Raw genomic sequence first — 18,527 nt, 5'->3', positions numbered from 1 at the left:
GCGGTCGGTGCTTGCCGACCGCCCCGTCCCGCACTAGCCTCCGCGCGTGATCAATGGCGCACACATCGTGATCTACTCCCGCGACACCGAGGCGGACCGCGCCTTCCTCCGGGACGTTCTGGAGTGGCCGCACGTCGATGCCGGACACGGCTGGCTCATCTTCAAGGCGCCGCCGACGGAGGTCGCCTGCCATCCGACAGAGGGCGAGCCGACGCACGAGCTGATGCTGATGTGCGACGACCTCGACGCGACGACCGCCGAACTCACCGGCAAGGGCGTGGAGTTCACCCGTCCCGTCGAGGAGGCCCGGTGGGGCCGGGTGACCGGCTTCCGGCTGCCGGGCGGCGGCGAGGTCGCGCTGTACCAACCGCGCCACCCTCAGCCGTAGACCAGCAGCACCCGCGGACCAGCAGCAGCCGTAGACCCGTAAACCCAAAGGTCTACGGGTCTACGGAACTACGCGATCAGGCCGTCACCGTCTCCGGCTGCGACGCCTCCGGCACGATCCGCTCGCCGAGCTGCTCCGTCGGCATCTTGTGGGTCTCGCGGGCCGAGAGGACGGCGATGACCGGCGGGACGCACAGGGCCGCGGTGAACAGGGCGACCGCCGACCAGCCGGTGCCGTCCGAGCCGGCGATCTGCGCGGCGAAGGTGACCGCGAACCCGGCGACGGCGAAGCCGATCTGCGTGCCGATCGCCATGCCCGAGAGGCGGACGCGGGTGGAGAACATCTCGCCGTAGAAGGAGGGCCAGACACCGTTCGCCGCGCTGTAGACGATGCCGAAGGCGAGGATGCCGAGCGGGAGGGTCAGCGCGTACGAGCCCGTGGAGACGGCCCACAGGTAGAGGAACATCGCGAGCGCGCTGCCCGCGGCGCCGATCAGGTAGACCGGGCGGCGGCCGATGCGGTCCGACAGCGAGGCCCACAGCGGGATCGCGGCGAGCGCGACGAGGTTGGCGAGGGCGCCGACCCACAGCATCTGGCTGCGGGACATGCCGACCGAGTCACTGGTGCCGTACGCCAGCGCCCACACGGTGAAGATCGTGCTGACGGAGGCGATGAGGGCGCCCGCGACGACCCGCAGTACGTCCGCCCAGTGGTCGCGCATCAGGGTGGCGAGCGGCAGCCGGGGCACGCCCTCGGTCGCGGCCTGCTGGGTGAAGGCCGGGGTCTCCTGGAGGGTGCGGCGGATGACGAAGCCGACGACGGTGACCGCGATGCTCGCCCAGAACGGGACGCGCCAGCCCCAGGAGAGCAGCTGGTCGTCGGGCAGCTGTGCGACGGCCAGGAAGACCAGGGTCGCCAGGAGCTGGCCGCCCTGGGTGCCGCTGAGGGTGAAGCTGGTGAAGTAGCCGCGCCGGTTCGGCGGTGCGTGCTCCAGCGTCATCGAGTTGGCGCTGGCCTGCTCGCCGGCGGCCGAGATGCCCTGCAGGACGCGGCAGATGACCAGCAGCACCGGGGCGAGGCCGCCGACCTGCGCGCGGGTCGGCAGACAGCCGATGAGGAACGTCGACAGGCCCATCAGTATCAGCGTGAAGACCATGATCTTCTTGCGGCCGAGCCGGTCACCGAAGTGGCCGAGGAACAGCGCGCCGACCGGCCGGGCGGCGTAGGCGACACCGAAGGTGGCCAGCGACAGCAGGGTCGCGGTGGCCGGGTCCGACTCGTCGAAGAAGACCTTCGGGAAGATCAGGGCCGCGGCGCTGCCGTAGATGAAGAAGTCGTAGTACTCCAGGGCGCTGCCGATCCAGGCAGCCGTCGCGGCCTTTCTGGGCTGGCCGGGTGGCGCGTCGAGCGGGGAGGAGGGGACAGACACGGCGTTGCTCCTACGGGGGAACTCCAACATAAGTGGAGTGAGCGGCGGGGGAGAAGTGCCGGATCCCTGGGGGTGACGGGACGGCCGCGCCGGGTGGTGCCCGGCTAATTAACGCACTGGATAGTTAGTAGCGCTGGGTACGGATGTTGCGCCCACGTTTCCCGGGTGTCAAGAGGTCGCGCTGAACGATCTCGACCGTGCCGCGCGCGGCCGCGAGGCGGCCGTGCGGCGTCCGCCGAGTCCCCCGGCGCGGTCCGCGGTGTGTGCTCAGTCCGTCGCGCGGTCGGCCGTCAGATAGGCGATGACCATGTCGCCGAGCATGTTCCGGTAGTGCTCGCGCTGGTCGGTGGCCGTCAGGTCGCGGCCGAACAGGGCGCCGAAGGTGTGCCGGTTGGAGACCCGGAAGAAGCAGAAGGCGCTGATCATCGCGTGCAGGTCCACGGCATCGACGTCGGCCGTGAACAGGCCCGAGGCGCGGCCTGTCTCCAGGATCCGGCGGATCACCTCGATCGCCGGCGAGCCGATCCTGCCGAGCTCCTCCGAGGAGGCGATGTGCTCGGCCCCGTGGATGTTCTCGATGCTCACCAGGCGGATGAAGTCGGGGTGCGCCTCGTGGTGGTCGAAGGTGAGCTCGGCGAGCCGGCGGATGGCCGCCACCGGGTCCAGGTGCTCGACGTCAAGCTCCTGCTCGGCCTCCCGGATCACGGAGTACGCGCGCTCCAGGACAGCCGTGAACAGCTGCTCCTTGCCGCCGAAGTAGTAATAGATCATCCGCTTCGTGGTGCTGGTGAGGGCGGCGATCTCGTCGACGCGGGCCCCGGTGTACCCGGCGCGTGCGAACTCCTTGGTGGCCACGTCGAGGATCTCGGCCTTGGTGCGGACGGCGTCACGGATGCGCCCGCCTGGTCGTGCCGGTTCTTCGACGCTGGTCATCGGGTTCCTTCGAGCGGGAGGGGGCAGTGCCGCGATTGTAGAAGCAGGCCCGGCCGGCGGTTCGCCGGGTCGCGGGGAGGCCGGTGGGGGCTTCCCGTGAGGCCAGAGGTGCTGATATAGCTAACGTACTAGTTCGTACATTAGTCAGCCGCTCAGGCCGCCAGGCCGTTCAGGAGGTCCTCCGTGGCCAAGGACTCGTATCTCGTCGGGCTCATCGGCTCCGGCATCGGACCCTCGCTGAGTCCCGCCCTGCACGAGCGGGAGGCGGACCGGCAGGGCGTGCGCTATGTGTACCGGCTGATCGACATCGACGCGCTCGGCGTCGGCCCCGAGGCGGTGGGCGATCTTGTGCGCGCCGCCCGTGACCTGGGGTTCGACGGACTGAACATCACGCATCCCTGCAAGCAGCTGGTCATCGGCCACCTGGACGAGCTTGCCCCGGGGGCCGAGGCGCTCGGTGCGGTCAACACCGTCGTCTTCGAGGGCGGCCGCGCCATCGGTCACAACACGGACGTCACCGGGTTCGCGGCCTCCTTCGCGCGAGGCCTGCCCGACGCCCCGCTGGAGCGGGTCGTGCAGTTGGGCGCGGGCGGTGCGGGCGCGGCCGTCGCCCACGCCACCCTCACCCTCGGCGCCGGGCAGGTCACCGTCGTCGACGCGATGCCCGACCGCGCGGCCGACCTCGCCGCATCCCTGAACCGGCACTTCGGCGAGGGCCGCGCCGCCGCGGCGACACCGGACGCCCTTCCCGCCCTGCTGGCCCGCGCCGACGGTCTTGTGCACGCCACGCCCACGGGAATGGCAGCCCATCCCGGGCTCCCGTTCCCGGCCGAGCTGCTGCACCCCGGCCTGTGGATCGCCGAGGTGGTCTACCGCCCGCTGGAGACCGCACTGCTGAGCACCGCCCGCGCGCTCGGCTGCGCGACCCTCGACGGCGGCGGCATGGCTGTCTTCCAGGCCGCCGACGCGTTCCGGCTCTTCACCGGCCGGGAGCCCGACAGCGCGTGGATGCTCAGGGACATCGCCGAGCTGGCCGGTGCCGTAGCGGCCAAGTAGCCCTTGAAGAACTCATCGAAGCAGGCCTCGAAGCAGCCCTTGAGTCAGCTTTCGCAGCAGCCTTCGGGGCAGGCCTCGAATCGGCTTTCGCAGCAGAGAGAGGTACCGACGTGCGTACGTCCATCGCCACCGTCTCGCTCAGTGGATCCCTGACCGAGAAGCTCACGGCCGCGGCACGGGCCGGCTTCGACGGCGTCGAGATCTTCGAGAACGATCTGCTCGCCAGCCCCCTCACGCCCGAGGACATCCGCGCCCGCACCGCCGACCTCGGTCTGACCATCGACCTCTACCAGCCGATGCGCGACATCGAGGCCGTCCCCGACGACGTGTTCGCCCACAACCTGCGGCGCGCGCGGCACAAGTTCGAGCTGATGGGACGCCTCGGCGCCGACACCGTCCTCGTCTGCTCCAGCGTCTCGCCGCTCGCCGTCGACGACGACGCCCTGGCCGCCGGGCAACTCCGCCAACTGGCCGAACTGGCCCAGGACTTCGGCATCCGCATAGCCTACGAGGCGCTCGCCTGGGGGCGTCATGTGAGCACGTACGACCATGCGTGGAGCATCGTCGAGGCAGCGGACCATCCCGCGCTCGGCACCTGTCTGGACAGCTTCCACATCCTCGCGCGCGGCTCGGACCCCAAGGGCATCGAGGACATCCCCGGCGAGAAGATCTTCTTCCTGCAGCTGGCCGACGCCCCCCTGATGGCGATGGACGTCCTCCAGTGGAGCCGCCACTACCGTTGTTTCCCCGGCCAGGGCGGCTTCGACCTCGCCGGGCTCCTCGGGCACGTGGTGCGCGCCGGATATCAAGGACCCCTCTCCCTTGAGGTCTTCAACGACGTGTTCCGGCAGGCCGAGGCCGGCCCGACCGCCGTCGACGCCCGGCGCTCCCTCCTCGTGCTCCAGGAGGAGACAGGGCTCGCCGCGCTGCCCGCTCCCGTCGTGCCCACCGGCGTCGCCTTCGCCGAACTCGTCACCCCCGACGTCGAACCCGTCTCCGCGCTCCTCGGCGCGCTCGGCTTCACCCGCACCGCCCGCCACCGCAGCAAGCCGGTCGACCTGTGGCAGCAGGGCGAGGCGCGCATCCTCCTCAACACCGGGCCCGCCGCCCGGCGCGACGGCACCGCGCTCGCCGCCGTCGGCCTGGAGTCACCCGACCCGGCGGGTGCGGCCCGCCGCGCCGAGTCGCTGCTCGCTCCGGTCCTGCCCCGGCGCCGCGCCCCCGAGGACGCGCCGCTCGACGCGGTGGCCGCGCCCGACGGCACCGAGCTCTTCTTCTGCGCCGGTGAACATCCCGAACTCCCCGGCTGGACAGGCGACTTCGAGTCGGTGACACCCCGGCCGGACCTGCATGCCACCGTGCACCGCATCGACCACCTGGCGCTCACCCAGCCCTGGCACCAGTTCGACGAGGCCGCCCTCTTCCACCACAGCGTGCTCGGCCTGAGCGCCCAGGAGAGCGTGGACGTCGCCGACCCGTACGGCCTGCACCGCAGCCGCGCAGTCACCAACGTCGACGGCAGTGTCCGCATCGCCCTCGGCGTCGGCCCGGCCCCCACCGACGACGGTGCCCGCGCCCAGCACATCGCCCTCGCCACGCACGACGTGGTCGCCGCCGCCCGCAGTTTCCGTGCGTCCGGGGGCCGCCTCCTGCCGGTGCCCGCGAACTACTACGACGACCTCGCCGCCCGTTTCGAGTTCGCCGACGGTGAGTTGGAGACGTACCGCGACCTCGGCATCCTCTACGACCGCGACACGGACGGCGAGTTCCGCCACTGCTATACGGAGACCGTCGGCCGGCTCTTCTTCGAACTGGTCCAGCGCGACGGCGGCTACCGCGGCTACGGAGCACAGAACGCGCCGGTGCGGCTGGCTGCCCAGCACGCGCAACGGCCCCGCCGCTGACGGGACTTACTGGCGGCTGACGGCGCGGGTCACACCGGCCACGATCGTCGAGGCCAGCACCCAGCCCGTGATGATCAGGACGTACGAGAGTCCCTGGTACCAGCCTTCCGGCGAGAAGGCGTGCTCCTGGCCGAAGTCGATGATCGGCAACAGCAGGTCGAGGGTGTAGAAGACGGGGCTGAAGTCCGGGGCCTCGTCCGCCTTGACCGGGGGCGGGTGGTGCAGTCCGTACGCGATCGACCCGACCGCGAGCAGGGACAGCAGCCAGACGGCCGCACGCAGCGGGCGGAAGCCGTAGCCGACGGTGGCGTCCTGGAGGTGGCCCCAGGCACGGGCGTACCAGGTCAGGGTGGCGCGGTGGCGGCGCTGCTTGGCGAGTTGCACCTTGCGGGCGGCGTCGTCGTCGCCGATCCTGCGGTAGGCGGCGGTCAACTGCTCGTAGGCATAGGGGGCGTAGGTGTTGCCATCCCGCTCCAACATGGGCAGTCGGCGTTCGGCGGGTTCGTGCGGGGCCAGCACGGTGTACGTGAAGCCGTCGATGCGCAGCCTGTCGGGCAGGGTCTCCGGTGCCACATGTACGCGTTCCATGTGCGCACGGCGCAGATTGACCGAACCGACGATGGGATCGGCCTGGGGCAGCCAGAGCTCCCCGATGGTGCAGCTGCTCGCCCGCAGCGCGGTGCCGCCCGGGTTCGACAGGTGCGCGCGCATGAGATCGAGCCGGCCCGGTATGCGGGCGCCCCGCAGATCGACCCGCCCGTGTGCCCGTAGCTCTCGCGCTCGTACATCGGCACCCACGCTGAGTGTTTCCGCACTGAACGCATCACCCGCGGGATTGCGGAACTCCGTGCCTTCGAGATTCATGGATCCCGCAACAGTGGCACCGTCGAGGCGCACCTGGCCCTGTGAACGCATGCCGGGAGCCCAGAGATCGTCGCCGATGGCGGCCTGGTTGAGCTGGAGAGCGGGCTCCTCGTCGGGCCCGGAGGGCGAGGCGAACGCCGCCCGGTCCATGAACAACGCCCCGGCTATCTGCGTACCCCCGAGCCGAACAGGCCCCCGCATCCGGCAGTCCGTCATCCTCAGCACGCCGTCGATCCGCGCGCTGCCGAAGTGCAGCCCCGGCAGCACGGATTTGCTCAGGTTGAGCTGGCGCAGCCGTGAGCCGTAGAAATTGGGAGCCTCGTGGAAGAAGCAGTGGCTCAGCCGGATGGGGCTGTCGATCACCGCGTACATGAGGTTCAGGTCCCCGGAGATCCGGGCGCCCGCGACCTTGAGGCCCGGGATCTCCCCGTCCTCGTGCGGTGCGTTGAGGAGGATCGCCCGCAACGCCGTGGCACGCAGGGTCCGTTCCGGTCCCCAGTCGCCGGCCTGTGCCGCGTCCTCGTCGTCGGACGCACGGAAGTCCACGGACTCGCTCCGCGGGAAGGCCTCCCACACACGTCGCTCGGCCGGCGTCAGGTCGTTGATCTCCATCACGTCGGACTCTGACGTGACGCCGTACGCGCTGTCAACCAGTGGGGGCGGGCAGCCCAACTGCCCCCCCCCACCAGGCATTACCGCATGAGCCGCAGGCTGAACGCCCGGTCGAGCCCCAGGCTCGGTGTCGAGACCGTCGTGACCTTGCTGTCCGCGTCGTAGGACCACGCGGAGCTCGGCAGGGGTCGCCCGTCGAGAAGCACCTGGCGTGGCGCAGTCTCGCCGTGCACGGTGAAGCGGTACGCCCGCTCGGTGGGCTTGCCCTGGTAACTGCCCTTGCTCGCCCCCACGTTCACCTCGGTGGCGGTCGAGGCCGCGTGCACGGTCACGCGCTGCGTCGCCGACGCGCCCGCCGTGAACTGCCGGGTCACCCCGTCGTCCTCGTACAGCGTGTAGTCGCTGTCGCCCTGCGGGTACAGGTCCCAGTCCAGCTCGTGGCGGTCGCGGGTCTGCCAACTGGTCGTTCCCTTGGGCCACATGGGGACGATCGCTCCGGACCTCACGAAGAGGGGGAGGGTGTCGAGCGGGGCGTGGTAGCCGTTGACCGTCGTCGGACCGGTGTACGTGCGGCCCGTCCAGTAGTCGGTCCAGGTGCCCTTCGGGAGGTAGATGCCGTCACGGGTGTCGGAGTCCTGGTACACGGGGGCGACGAGGAAGTCGGAGCCCGTGAGGAACTCGTACTTCGCTTGCGCACCAAGGGTGTTCGGGTCGTCCGGGTACTCCAGCCACAGCGGGCGCACCGCGCCGACCCCGGTCTTCGCCGCCTCGGCGGACAGCGTGTACATGTACGGGAGCAGGCGCTCCTTGAGCTGAAGGTACTTGCGGTTGATGCCGGTGTAGGGGTCGCCGTCCAGCCAGGGCTGCTGGTCGGCGGGCTTGCCCGTGGTGATGTCGGAGGCCCAGCCGTCCATCGTCATGATGGCCGGCAGGAACGCCTTCCACTGGAGGTCACGGGCGTACATCTTGGGGTCGTGGCGGTAGATCGAGCCCACGTCGCCGGTGTTGTAGGCGATGCCGGACATGGTGGCTCCGGCGTACGTCGGGATCTGCCAGCGGATGTAGTCCCACGACAGCTTCTGGTCGCCGCTCCACAGGACGCCGCAGCGCTGGGCGCCCGCCCAGGACACCGGCAGCCAGACGAATCCGCGTGCGTCGCTGTTGTCCTCGATGCCCGCCTTGGCCTTGTCGCAGGCGTCGAGCGCGAACTTGTAGCCGTTGCCGACCCAGGCCACGTCCAGCTTGGCCACGCGCTGGCCGGCCTTCACCTGGTCGGCGAGCTTGTCGATGCCGTCCTGGGTCCACAGGCCGAGCTGGGCGTGGTGGTCCTGGAGGCCCTTGGCGGTCTGTTCCAGGTTCTCGTAGCCGCAGCCGTAGCCGTCGTTGACCAGCATCCAGCCGAGCGGCATGTCGTGCTCGGTGTAGCCGTCGGCGATCTTCAGCGCGTCGAGGGTGTGCCGTTCGCCGCGGTTGGCGTTGTGCAGGTAGCAGTCGGAGTCACCCGGTTCGAGGCCGTACACCGGCGGCATGAACGGCTTGCCCACCAGTGCGGTGTACTTGCCGATCACCTTCTTCGCGTCGCCGGTGAAGTAGTACGCGTCCAGCCGCCGTTCCTGCTGACCGGTCCGCACCGGGGCGCCGAAGTCGTACACGCCGGGCGCGAAGGTGTTGCGGAAGACGCCGTAGCCCGCGCTGGAGAGGTAGAAGGGCTGCGAGTTGTTGTAACCGCCCTCGTTCCAGTTGAAGTTGTTCGCCACGTACATGGTCCGGTCCCGGTGCGAGAAGCTGCCGTTCTGCTCGCCGCCGCCGAAGAACTGCTCGTCCGCGCCGCGCGCCAGGCTCTGCCGCATACCGTTGGTGGACCAGCGCAGGGGCTTGTCCTCCTGCCAGACCGGTGTGCGGTTGTCCGCCCGGTAGAGGCCGAAGCGCAGCGGCTTCTTGTACACGCGCAGCACTGCGCCGGGGGAGCGGATTCCGTAGTAGGCGCCCGCGTCGAAGGACGTCGTGTGCGTCTGCGGCGCGGGCTGCCCGCGGACGATCGCCGAGCCCGCCGGATCGGTGAAGGAGCCGGACGGATCTGCCTGGAGCCGTAGTTGACCATCCGTCAGGAAGTCGGCCCTGGCCTTGAGCTGCCCGGCGGTGATCGTGTAGCTGCCGTCCTTGCCGGCGAAGGACGTCAGGTCGCCCGCGTCGGTGGTCTGCGGCAGATACACCTTCCCCGTGTACGCGCTGTCGTGCACGTCGTACGGCACCACCAGCACGTGGTAGGTCCCGGACGCCCGCGGGATCACCGTGGCCTCCGGGTCGGCGGTTCCCGCGCTGTCGGCGACCTGCTTGCCGGCGGCGTCGTAGACGTACAGGTCGAAGTCGTCGGTGGGGGTCTGCCACTCGATCGAGATCGGTACGCCGCCCTCGGGATTGTCCGCCCAGTACCCCTGCGGTACCGAGACGTTCACGTCGAAGCGGTCGCAGACCTTGTTCTCCGGATCGTCGGCCGCCGACGGACAGCTCTCGGTGCCGCCCAGCGTGCCCTTCGCGTACTGGGGGCTCTGCCAGGTGACGCTCTGGTGGGTGTCGTCGAGGACGGCGCTCGGCGGGGTCGCCGCGAGGGCCGGCCGGGCCGGAGCGCTGAGCACGGTCACGGCCAGGGCGGTCGCCAGCCCCGCCATGGCCCAGGAACGGTGTCGGAGTCTTCGCACGGTACGCATCTCCACTCAAACCGGCAGTGTGGTGTTTGCAAGTGCTCGAAATGACGTCGGATCGTGCACGTTCAATCAGGAAGGGTGGCCGTGCGCGCAGGTTCATGTCAATGGATCTCGACCGGAAAACCCGTCCGGCTGTCCGAAATCCCGGCTGACGCCCCTTCCCGAACCCGTGAGACTGGCAGCCCGAGCGCAGCCGAAGAGCACAGCAACCGAGCGCAGAGGCGGACCGTCATGCCCAACGGAGCGCAGATCCTCGTCGAAGGCCTCGTGGACGCGGGCGTCGACGTGTGCTTCGCCAACCCGGGCACCTCCGAGATGCACTTCGTGTCCGCACTCGACGGCGCGCCACGGCTGCGGCCCGTGCTCTGCCTCTTCGAGGGCGTGGCCACCGGCGCCGCCGACGGCTACGGGCGTATGGCGGAGAAGCCTGCCTGTACCCTTCTGCACCTCGGCCCAGGACTCGCGGGCGGCCTGCCCAACCTGCACAACGCGCGCCGCGCCCGCACCCCCGTCCTCAACATCGTCGGCGACCACGCCCTGCACCACAAACGCCTCGACGCGCCCCTGGAGTCCGACATCACCGCGCTCGCGCGCACGGTCTCCGGCTGGACCCGGCGCACCTGTCGTGCCGGTGACCTGGCGGGCGACCTCGCGGAGGCGGTGGCCGCGGCGTACGGCCTGCCGGGCTGCGTGTCCACGCTGGTGGTTCCCGCCGACGTCTCCTGGTCGGAGGCCGGCAAGGGCGGGGCCGGGCCGATCGCACCGCGCACCGGAGCCGTGTCCCCGGACGCGGTGAGCGGGGCCGCCCGGGCGCTGCGCTCCCGGGAGCCCGCCGCCCTTCTCCTCGGTGGCGCGGCCACCCGCGGCGCCGGGCTGATGGCAGCCGCCCGCGTCGCCGCGGCCACCGGCGCCCGGCTCCTGTGCGAGACCTTCCCGGCCCGCCTGGAGCGCGGCGCCGGGCTGCCGCCGGTCGAACGGCTCGCCTATCGCGGATCCGACGCCGCCGCCCAACTCTCCGGCGTACGGCACCTGTTGCTGGCCGGCGCCGCCGAACCGGTCTCCTTCTTCGCCTACCCCGGGCAGCCGAGCCGGCTGGTGCCGGACGGCTGCGCGGTGCGGTCGCTGGCAGCCGGATCGGAGGACGTGACGGCCGCGCTGGAGGCACTGGCGGCGACGTACGACGCCATCACCCCGATCCCGCAGGCGCCGATCAGGCCCGAGCTGCCTACGGGTGCGCTCACCGCCGAGTCCGCCGCCGCGGCGATCGGCACGCTGCTCCCCGAAGGAGCGGTGGTCGTCGACGAGGCGAACACCTCCGGGCTGTGGCTGCCCGGCGCCACCGCGGGCGCACCACCGCACGACTGGCTGACCCTCACCGGCGGCGCCATCGGGCAGGGCCTGCCCGCGGCCGTCGGCGCGGCCCTCGCCGCACCGGACAGGCCGGTGCTCGCGCTGGAGGCGGACGGCAGCGCGATGTACACGATCCAGGCGCTGTGGACCATGGCCCGTGAGGAACTCGACGTCACCGTAGTCCTGTTCGACAACCGCGCGTACTCGGTCCTCAACCTGGAGCTGCAGTCCGTCGGCGCCGCATCCGGCGGGACACGCGCCGGCGAACTGCTGGACCTGTCCCAGCCCGACCTGGGCTTCGTCGGCATCGCCCGCGGCCTCGGTGTACCGGCCGAACAGGCCACCACGGCCGAGGAGTTCAGCCACCTGCTGGGCCGGGCTCTTGCCGAACCCGGCCCCTACCTCATCGACTGCCTGGTGCCGCCGCTGTTCTGATCACCGCCCCTGTTGATCCCAGAGCTCGGCGTGCCTGCGCTGCGCGCCGGTCCGGCCGTTGAGGAAGAAGCGGTCGTAGTACTCGTCCTCGACATGGTGGGCCTGGAGCCAGATGCCGGGGACGTGGATGGCGTCCGTGTGCGCCGGGAAGCGGCGGTGCGTGCGGATGACGTACTCGCAGATGTCCCGGGCGCAGTCGATGACGCGCTCGTCGTACTCGCCGGCCTCGGCGAGGAAGCGCTGTCCGTAGTCCTCCTTGTAGATCCGCGCGAAGACGTCCTTGTCCGCGTAGGTGCCACCGGTGTCGAACTTGGCCGAGATGACCGCGTCCACCGCTTCCGACATCGACCGGTGCGCGGGCGGACAGGCCGCCGCGATCAGCGCCTCACCCTCGGGCGAGGTGAGCCCCACCGGGTGCGAGCGCAGCGTCGCGTACCGCGGCAGCGGGACGTGCCAGCGCCACAGGTCGGCGAGGCGCCAGCGTGGGGTGACGAAGGTGAAGCCGAGCATCCTGCCGTAGACGCGGGTGAACTTCGGGTCGCCCAGGGCGATTTGCGGGTTGATCGAGGCATGGATCCAGGCGCCCAGGCCCATCGCTTCGGCCGTGAGCATCAGGTTCTGCAGCAGCAGGTCCGCCTCGATCTGGGTGCGCATGGGTCCGAGCGCCCCGAGGGGGAGCTTCAGGTCCCCGTTCAGGAAGCCGTTCCTGACCCACTTCTTCACGCCGGCCGGACGGTAGAGGTTGCGGTCGTCGACGAGCGTGGGCCGCGCGCCGTCCGGCTGGGTGAGCAGGTACATCAGCGCGTTGATGTACTGGTGCGAGAGGTCGACCACCGGCAGGAACACCGTGGTGCCGGGCAGGTTGGACAGGAACCGGTTGGAGTCGAGGTACGCGGGGAAGTCGCGCAGCCCCTCGGCGACGTCCAGCCGGTGATCCAGGACCCGCACCTTCGACTCGCGGGCCCGGGCGAGGAGGGTCTCGGCGTCGAAGGGCTCGTGCGGCGCGGGCGGGAGCTTGCGCAGGAAGTACGTGCCGCTGTCGTTGATGACGAAGAAGTGCGTGCCCTGCGCGTTGTCCGGACTGCCCGCGGTGCGGCCCGTCATGGTCAGGTTGGGCTTGGCCATGATGGGCTTGCCGTTGCGCGGGTCCTCGAAGGGCCGGTCGGGCATCGTCAGCCCCGTGGAGCCGGTCAGCGCGATCAGCACCGCCTCCTCGAGTTCCGACAGGGGCTGGTGCTCGTGCGGGGACCGGTAGCTCATCGACCCGGCGGGCACCGACGCACCCCGGCTGACCCGGTGCGTACGGCGGTGCCAGAGGGTCTCCAGAAGGGGGCGCGTCAGCAGGTCGTCGAGACCGGGGCTGCCTGACGAGCCGTCAACTGACGGCATCCGAGCCTCCATTGGTGCTCGGCCGCACCGTCCGCCACGGCGCGAAGGCGCTCGCACCGCGCGGCAGCAGGGCCGCGAGCTCCGGGCAGTGCCGCAGAACGACCGAGTTCATGCCGCCCTTCTCGACCCAGTCGATGCCGAGCGGGGTGTAGACCTCGGGCCGGTAGTCGACGGTCAGGAAGCGGTCGCTCTGCAGTCGGCGGCTGGCCATCAGGATGAAGATACGGAACGCGGTGTCGCTGAAGCCGAAGCCGGTCGGCGGGTTCTCCGCGAACAGCCCGACCACGGTGTCGATCTCGTCGACCGAGCCGTAGACCTCCTTGAGCCGGGCGACCGTCTCCGCGTTCTCCGTCAACTCCTCGAAGGACCGGATGCGCTGCTTGTGCAGGCCTTCGCGGAAGTCGTTGTAGCGCGGGACACCACGCCGCCTGGTCCGTACGAGGTCCACGACCGACAGATCGATGATCTCGCCGTCGCGCTCGAAGTGCTGCAGTGAGCGCGGGTAGTTGTGCAGGGTGATGGCTCCCGGGTGGGCGATGCCGAACGAGTACAGCGTGTTGGCGAGGCCCGTCTTGCGGATCTGTGCCTCCGCCGTGCCGCCCTGGATGTCCAGGAAGCCGACGGTCTCGGTGCGCTGCCCGAAGTGGTGCTCACGCAGCTCGAAGTCGTCCGGGATCAGCGGGTGCATCCGGTAGACGGTGACGAAGTCCTCGGTCAGCGAGTACGGCGCGGCCTGGTGGTCCGGCAGCGTCTTCGGGATGCCGGTCAGCGAGTGGGCGTCGAGGAGCCACAGCCCCAGCTTGTTGATCCAGTTCTGCGGCGGGCCCTGCCAGTTGGTGTGCAGTCCGATGTCGATGGCCTCGGTGGCGAGGATCGCCGGGGTCCACTCCACCGTGTGGATCTTCGCGATGAGGGCGGACACGACCAGCCGGGCCGTGTGGTAGATCCGCTCCTCGCTCATCGAGGAGTACTCCTCGCGCAGCGCGTCGCAGACGGCGTTGTGCTCGCGCGCGAACAGCGAGTGCATGGCGCTCAGGCCCATCCACCAACTGTCGTTGAAGCCGGTGAGCGGAATGCCGTTCTGGCCGCCGGGCAGGAAGCCGTCCTCCAGCCGGAGTCGGGCGCCGCCGTCCGGCTCCCGCAGGAACCGCGCGGTCTGCTCGTCCTCGCCGTACACCTCGGAACCGTCCCACCAGTGCGAGGCGGTGTTGCCGAAGAGGATCGGCGGGCGGTCGCCGGGCAGTTCGATGCCCTCGTTCTCGGCGAAGCGCATCACGTTCTCGGCGGGGCCGCCGGGTGTGTTGTGCCACTGGCCGCTGCCCGGGGGCAGCGGCACCTCGACGCTGCGCTCACCGGGCTTGTGGCGGCGGTGGTTGACCCAGTCGTGCACCTGGAACTGGATCCAGGCGGCCGCCAGAACATTGAGGGAGGTCGCGGGCACGAAGCTCTCGCGGTACAGGAGCTGGCGGCTGACCGTCACCGGGCTGGGTGTGTCGAAGAGGTCGGGACGGTACTGCGGCTTCAGGTTGCGTCCGAAGGCCGCGCCGACGGCGCCCATCCCCGGGTCGGACAGGTCGTTGTACGTCCCGTCGAAGGAGCGTTCCGAGCGCAGCCGCTCCGGGACGGGCTCCGGCACCGGCTGGGCCTTCGGCGGCGCCTCGCGCGGTTCGGTGTCGATCAGGTTCAGCCGGCGCAGCACCTTGCGCAGGAACACCAGGTTCAGCAGGCTCAGCTGCAACGGCAGCCTGTGCCAGGGCACATAGCGGTTCAGCAGCGTGAGAGCGGCGCCCACCGGCGGGCCCAGCAGCCGGTTCTGCAACGGCTCCTGGGTGACGAAGCGCAGCCCGAGCCGGTGCGCGCTGCCCGCCTGGTAGCCGGCCTTGCGCGCCCGGTTGATGTTGCCGAGCGGGCGGAAGTCCTCCGTCGTGTACCAGGGGTTGAAGGTGAGGTCCTCGATCCGCCGGGCGACCGCGCGGGCGTCCGCCGAGTCCAGGTCCTGGGCGGGCAGGGTGAGCCGGGCGATCGGCACCGCGGGGGCGACGCCGTCCTGCCACTCCATCGAGGCGTCCTCGACGGGCGTACGCCGTTCGTCCACGAAGCGCTGCACGCACAGGTCGTAGGACACATCCGCCTTGGCCAGCCGCCGGGCCATCTCGTGGTGCAGGAACTCCGGGTCCTTGCGATCCTGCGCGGGCGCCACCGGGGTGCCGGGCGTCGGGCGGAGCAGATAGCGCACGGGGCCGGCCTCGCCCCACAGGATCGCGCCGCGGCTCCAGAAGGTCTCGTTGGCAAGGGAATTGACGGTGTGCCGGGTCGCGGCCTGCACATTGCGGCGCATCCGGGTCGCGGTGCCGAGGCCCACGGCCAGCGGCAGTTTCACCAGGAGCCCGAAGGCCTTCTGGAGCGGGCTGCTTGCGCCCGCCATCGCCTTGGCGAAGGCGACGAACTCCCGCGCGTTGCGGGCGTGCGAGACCGGATAGCTGGTCGCGAGGAGGTCGTGGCTCTCGCCGTCCGACACCTGCACGCGCACCGCCGCGCCACGCAGATCGGGCGAGCCGTCACCCTGCCGGATGCCGCTCGCGTTGGACAGCCGTACCGTCGCCGGATACTCCGCGCCCGGCTGCGCGAACCCCACCCGCAGGGCCGCGGGCAGATCGTCGTGGAAGCGCAGCCGCGCGTTCTCCACGCCCACCGGCGCCTTGGCGTGGAAGGCGCGGCTGACCCCGCCGCCCCCAGCCCGCCGGTTCTTGACCTGCACCTCCATCAGTTCGCGGGCGAGCCGATCGAAGACCAGCCGCTCCGCCTCGGGGCTGCCGCCTTCATACCGCTCGTACTGTTGTTCGTGCTGCCCGGTCTCGGCCATCGGTCGTTTCCTTCGTACGGATGCGTACGGGACAGGGGGCAGCACGCTAGTCGGCGCCCCGGAACGCGGACAGCGGTGGTTCCCGCCGATGTGCGCACCCTCCGCGCGTTCCACGGACAACCCTGCGAACAGCGGCATGCGGGCACGTCAACGCGGGATTGGAACATCCGTTGCGATCCGGCGTGCGCCCCGCGAGCGACCCCGCTCCACAGGAGCCCCATCCGGCTGCCGGCGGACTGGCCGGGGAGCGCCGGGTGCGGGCCGCGACGCCGGTTGACGGTGGCATCCGGTGGTGGTGTGCTCACCACCCGCCGCCGCGTGGCTAGCCGCCGGCGGCGTCCGCGATGATCCGGGGGAGGACGATCATGCGGGACGACCAGTCCGCCAAGGGGCCGAGCTTCGCCGAGCTGCGCCCGTACAAGCACGACACCGATGCCGAGCCGGACCGGAGCGGCTTCCCGGTCCATCCCGACCTGGTGGAACGGCTGCTCCAGGACAAGGACCAGCCCGACCCCGACGGCATCGTGCCGCACACCCTCGCGACCTGCGCCGCCTACTCGTACGCGGGATTCGCGCAGCGCGGCGACCCGGGCACCATGGCCATGATCATGTCGCGGCTGGGCCTGGAGGAGAACCACTGCCAGGTGTTCGAGCAGCGCGTGGACGCCATGTACATCGCCTCGGCCGCCTACCTCGTCCAGGACAGGGACCGCCGGGTGGCGATCCTCTGCTACCGCGGCACCCAGCCCGAGGACATCATCAGCATCCTGACCGACGCCGACGTACGGCCGGAGATGCTCTCCGTGGAAATGAACAACCGGCGCTACGACGTCCACGCCGGCTTCTACCGCAACATCCGCGCCACCCGCCATCTGGTCGTCGAGGCGCTGCGCCGGGCGCTGCGCGGCGAGTCGGTCGTCCCCGGCGTGGAGGGCGCACGCGGGGACGGCCTGGAGGCGCTCTACATCACCGGACACAGCCTGGGCGGCGCGATGGCCGCCCTGATGGGCGTGGTCCTCACCCACGAACCGCGCTACCGGCCCATCGCCGAGAAGCTCAGGGCCGTCTACACCTTCGGACAACCCATGGTGGGCGGACCGGAGTTCGCCCAGGCCTGCGAGGAGGCGGTCGTCCCGCACGGCGGGCATCTGCTCCGGGACCGCATGCTCCGCTACATCTTCGACCGTGACGTCGTCCCGGCGCTGCCCCCGCGGCCGGTCGGCCCCTACGCGCCGTTCGGCCGGGAGTTCCACTACCGCAGGCCGCGCGGCCCGATGGACGCCTCCCTCACCTTCGCCGCCGACCTGGCGATCGAGGCGGTCTCGCTCCCCGGCGATCTGCTGCGCACCCTGATGAACAACCCGATACGCCAACCCGGCGCCCGTCTGGGCGAGTTGACACTGCGTACGGCCGACGGGATACGGCGGTCGGTGGGCCCGCTGCTGCGGACCCGGCAGCACGGCTGGAGCGAGAACACCGAACCGGGTCTGCACTACCCCCAGATGGACAGCCTCGCGGGGCTCGCCGTGGTGGCCCCGCTGGCCTTCTTCGCCACCCGGCTCGCGCTCACCCGCACCATCCCGTTCAAGTACTCCTTCGACGACCACGGCCCGGGCCACTACGTCAACGCACTTGCACCACCCGGGGTGTTGAGCGAGTTCGGTGACGTGTTGTAGCCCGGGCCGAAGGCCGCGGTGGCCGCTGCGGACCGGGGAACCTACACGGAGGTCCCCGAGGCGTTCCACTGGGCGATCACCGGGCGGCCGTGCTCGGTGGAGAGCCGGCTGACCGTGCCCGTCGCAAGCTGGAACAGGCGTCCGTCGCCCGCGGGGAGCCCGAGACGGCGGGCCGCCAGCACCCGCAGGAAGTGGGCGTGGGCCACCAGGACCACGTCACCGCTGCGGTTGCCGAGCGCCGCGTCCACGCACGACAGCACGCGGTCGGCGCGCAGCCCCACCTCCTCGGGCGACTCGCCCGGGTGGCCCTCCGGGCCCGGCGGCACGCCGTCGGTCCACAGGTACCAGTCGGGGCGGGTGCGATGGATCTCACGCGTCGTCACGCCCTCGTAGCCGCCGTAGTCCCATTCGTGCAGGTCGGGGTGGACCACGGAGTCGGTCAGACCGGCGAGTTCCGCGGTGCGCACGGCCCGTTCGAGGGGGCTGGTCAGCACACGGGCGAAGGTCTGCCCGGCGAGCAGCGGGGCCAGGGACTTGGCCTGCTGCTCGCCGTGATGGGTGAGGGGCAGGTCGGTCCAGCTGGTGTGCTGTCCCGACACGCTCCACTCCGTCTCACCGTGGCGGACCAGGAGGAGGTCGCCCATGGCCGTTACTTCGCCGACTCGACGGCGTGGCCGCCGAACTGGTTGCGCAGTGCCGCGATCATCTTCATCTGCGGCGAGTCGTCCTGGCGGGAGGCGAAGCGCGCGAACAGCGACGCGGTGATCGCGGGCAGCGGCACGGCGTTGTCGATGGCCGCTTCCACGGTCCAGCGGCCCTCGCCGGAGTCCTCGGCGAAGCCGCGCAGCTTGTCGAGGTGCTCGTCGTCGTCCAGGGCGTTGACCGCGAGGTCGAGCAGCCAGGAACGGATGACGGTGCCCTCC

12 protein-coding genes and 1 pseudogene are annotated in these 18,527 nt (G+C 70.8%); 5 read left to right on the top strand and 8 right to left on the bottom strand.

Going from position 1 to position 18,527, the window contains the following annotated elements; all coding sequences use genetic code 11:
* The first annotated feature begins 46 nt into the window (after positions 1-46).
* Positions 47-388, top strand: a complete 342-nt coding sequence (locus ACN6LB_RS27125; protein WP_445028183.1) for a VOC family protein — start codon at positions 47-49, stop codon at positions 386-388.
* A gap of 76 nt (positions 389-464) precedes the next feature.
* Here the strand turns inward: ACN6LB_RS27125 and ACN6LB_RS27120 are convergent, their stop codons facing one another.
* Positions 465-1,847: an MFS transporter gene (locus ACN6LB_RS27120; RefSeq protein WP_445028182.1), complete on the bottom strand. Its 1,383-nt coding sequence runs from the start codon at positions 1,845-1,847 to the stop codon at positions 465-467.
* Positions 1,848-2,084: 237 nt separating this feature from the next.
* The gene (locus tag ACN6LB_RS27115; protein ID WP_356138609.1) at positions 2,085-2,750 is read right to left on the bottom strand and encodes a TetR family transcriptional regulator; all 666 of its coding nucleotides are present in this window, start codon (positions 2,748-2,750) and stop codon (positions 2,085-2,087) included.
* Positions 2,751-2,933: 183 nt separating this feature from the next.
* Here ACN6LB_RS27115 and ACN6LB_RS27110 point away from each other — a divergent pair, with 183 nt between their 5' ends.
* A complete protein-coding gene (locus ACN6LB_RS27110; protein WP_445028181.1) occupies positions 2,934-3,806 on the top strand; it encodes a shikimate dehydrogenase in 873 nt (290 codons plus the stop codon).
* A gap of 110 nt (positions 3,807-3,916) precedes the next feature.
* A complete protein-coding gene (locus tag ACN6LB_RS27105) occupies positions 3,917-5,710 on the top strand; it encodes a bifunctional sugar phosphate isomerase/epimerase/4-hydroxyphenylpyruvate dioxygenase family protein (protein ID WP_445028180.1) in 1,794 nt (597 codons plus the stop codon).
* Between the two features lie 6 nt (positions 5,711-5,716).
* Here the strand turns inward: ACN6LB_RS27105 and ACN6LB_RS27100 are convergent, their stop codons facing one another.
* Both ACN6LB_RS27100 and ACN6LB_RS27095 read right to left on the bottom strand, forming a co-directional pair.
* The gene (locus ACN6LB_RS27100) at positions 5,717-7,186 is read right to left on the bottom strand and encodes a membrane-associated oxidoreductase (protein WP_445028179.1); all 1,470 of its coding nucleotides are present in this window, start codon (positions 7,184-7,186) and stop codon (positions 5,717-5,719) included.
* Between the two features lie 80 nt (positions 7,187-7,266).
* Complete coding sequence (locus ACN6LB_RS27095) at positions 7,267-9,885, bottom strand: TIM-barrel domain-containing protein (RefSeq protein WP_445028178.1); 2,619 nt, start codon at positions 9,883-9,885, stop codon at positions 7,267-7,269.
* Between the two features lie 237 nt (positions 9,886-10,122).
* On the opposite strand from ACN6LB_RS27095, the gene ACN6LB_RS27090 reads away from it, so the two are divergent.
* Positions 10,123-11,676 carry an acetolactate synthase large subunit gene (locus tag ACN6LB_RS27090; protein WP_445028177.1) on the top strand — a complete coding sequence of 518 codons (1,554 nt, stop codon included), beginning with the start codon at positions 10,123-10,125 and terminating at the stop codon, positions 11,674-11,676.
* Here ACN6LB_RS27090 and ACN6LB_RS27085 read toward each other — a convergent pair whose 3' ends face one another.
* Positions 11,677-13,065: a hypothetical protein gene (locus ACN6LB_RS27085; protein ID WP_445028176.1), complete on the bottom strand. Its 1,389-nt coding sequence runs from the start codon at positions 13,063-13,065 to the stop codon at positions 11,677-11,679.
* Complete coding sequence (locus tag ACN6LB_RS27080) at positions 13,052-15,928, bottom strand: peroxidase family protein (RefSeq protein ID WP_445028175.1); 2,877 nt, start codon at positions 15,926-15,928, stop codon at positions 13,052-13,054. Before ACN6LB_RS27080 ends, ACN6LB_RS27085 begins: the two co-directional genes overlap by 14 nt.
* 365 nt (positions 15,929-16,293) lie before the next feature.
* Here ACN6LB_RS27080 and ACN6LB_RS27075 point away from each other — a divergent pair, with 365 nt between their 5' ends.
* Positions 16,294-17,604: a lipase family protein gene (locus ACN6LB_RS27075; RefSeq protein ID WP_445028174.1), complete on the top strand. Its 1,311-nt coding sequence runs from the start codon at positions 16,294-16,296 to the stop codon at positions 17,602-17,604.
* A 41-nt stretch (positions 17,605-17,645) separates the two neighbouring features.
* Here ACN6LB_RS27075 and ACN6LB_RS27070 read toward each other — a convergent pair whose 3' ends face one another.
* Positions 17,646-18,248, bottom strand: a complete 603-nt coding sequence (locus ACN6LB_RS27070) for a histidine phosphatase family protein (protein WP_445028173.1) — start codon at positions 18,246-18,248, stop codon at positions 17,646-17,648.
* 5 nt (positions 18,249-18,253) lie between these two features.
* Positions 18,254-18,527, bottom strand: a pseudogene (locus tag ACN6LB_RS27065) (6-phosphogluconate dehydrogenase); the annotation flags it as partial.

This window comes from Streptomyces sp. SAS_270 (assembly GCF_052543295.1).
The sequence above is the reverse complement of the archived record's forward strand: the minus strand, read 5'-3'. Positions and strand labels throughout refer to the sequence as shown.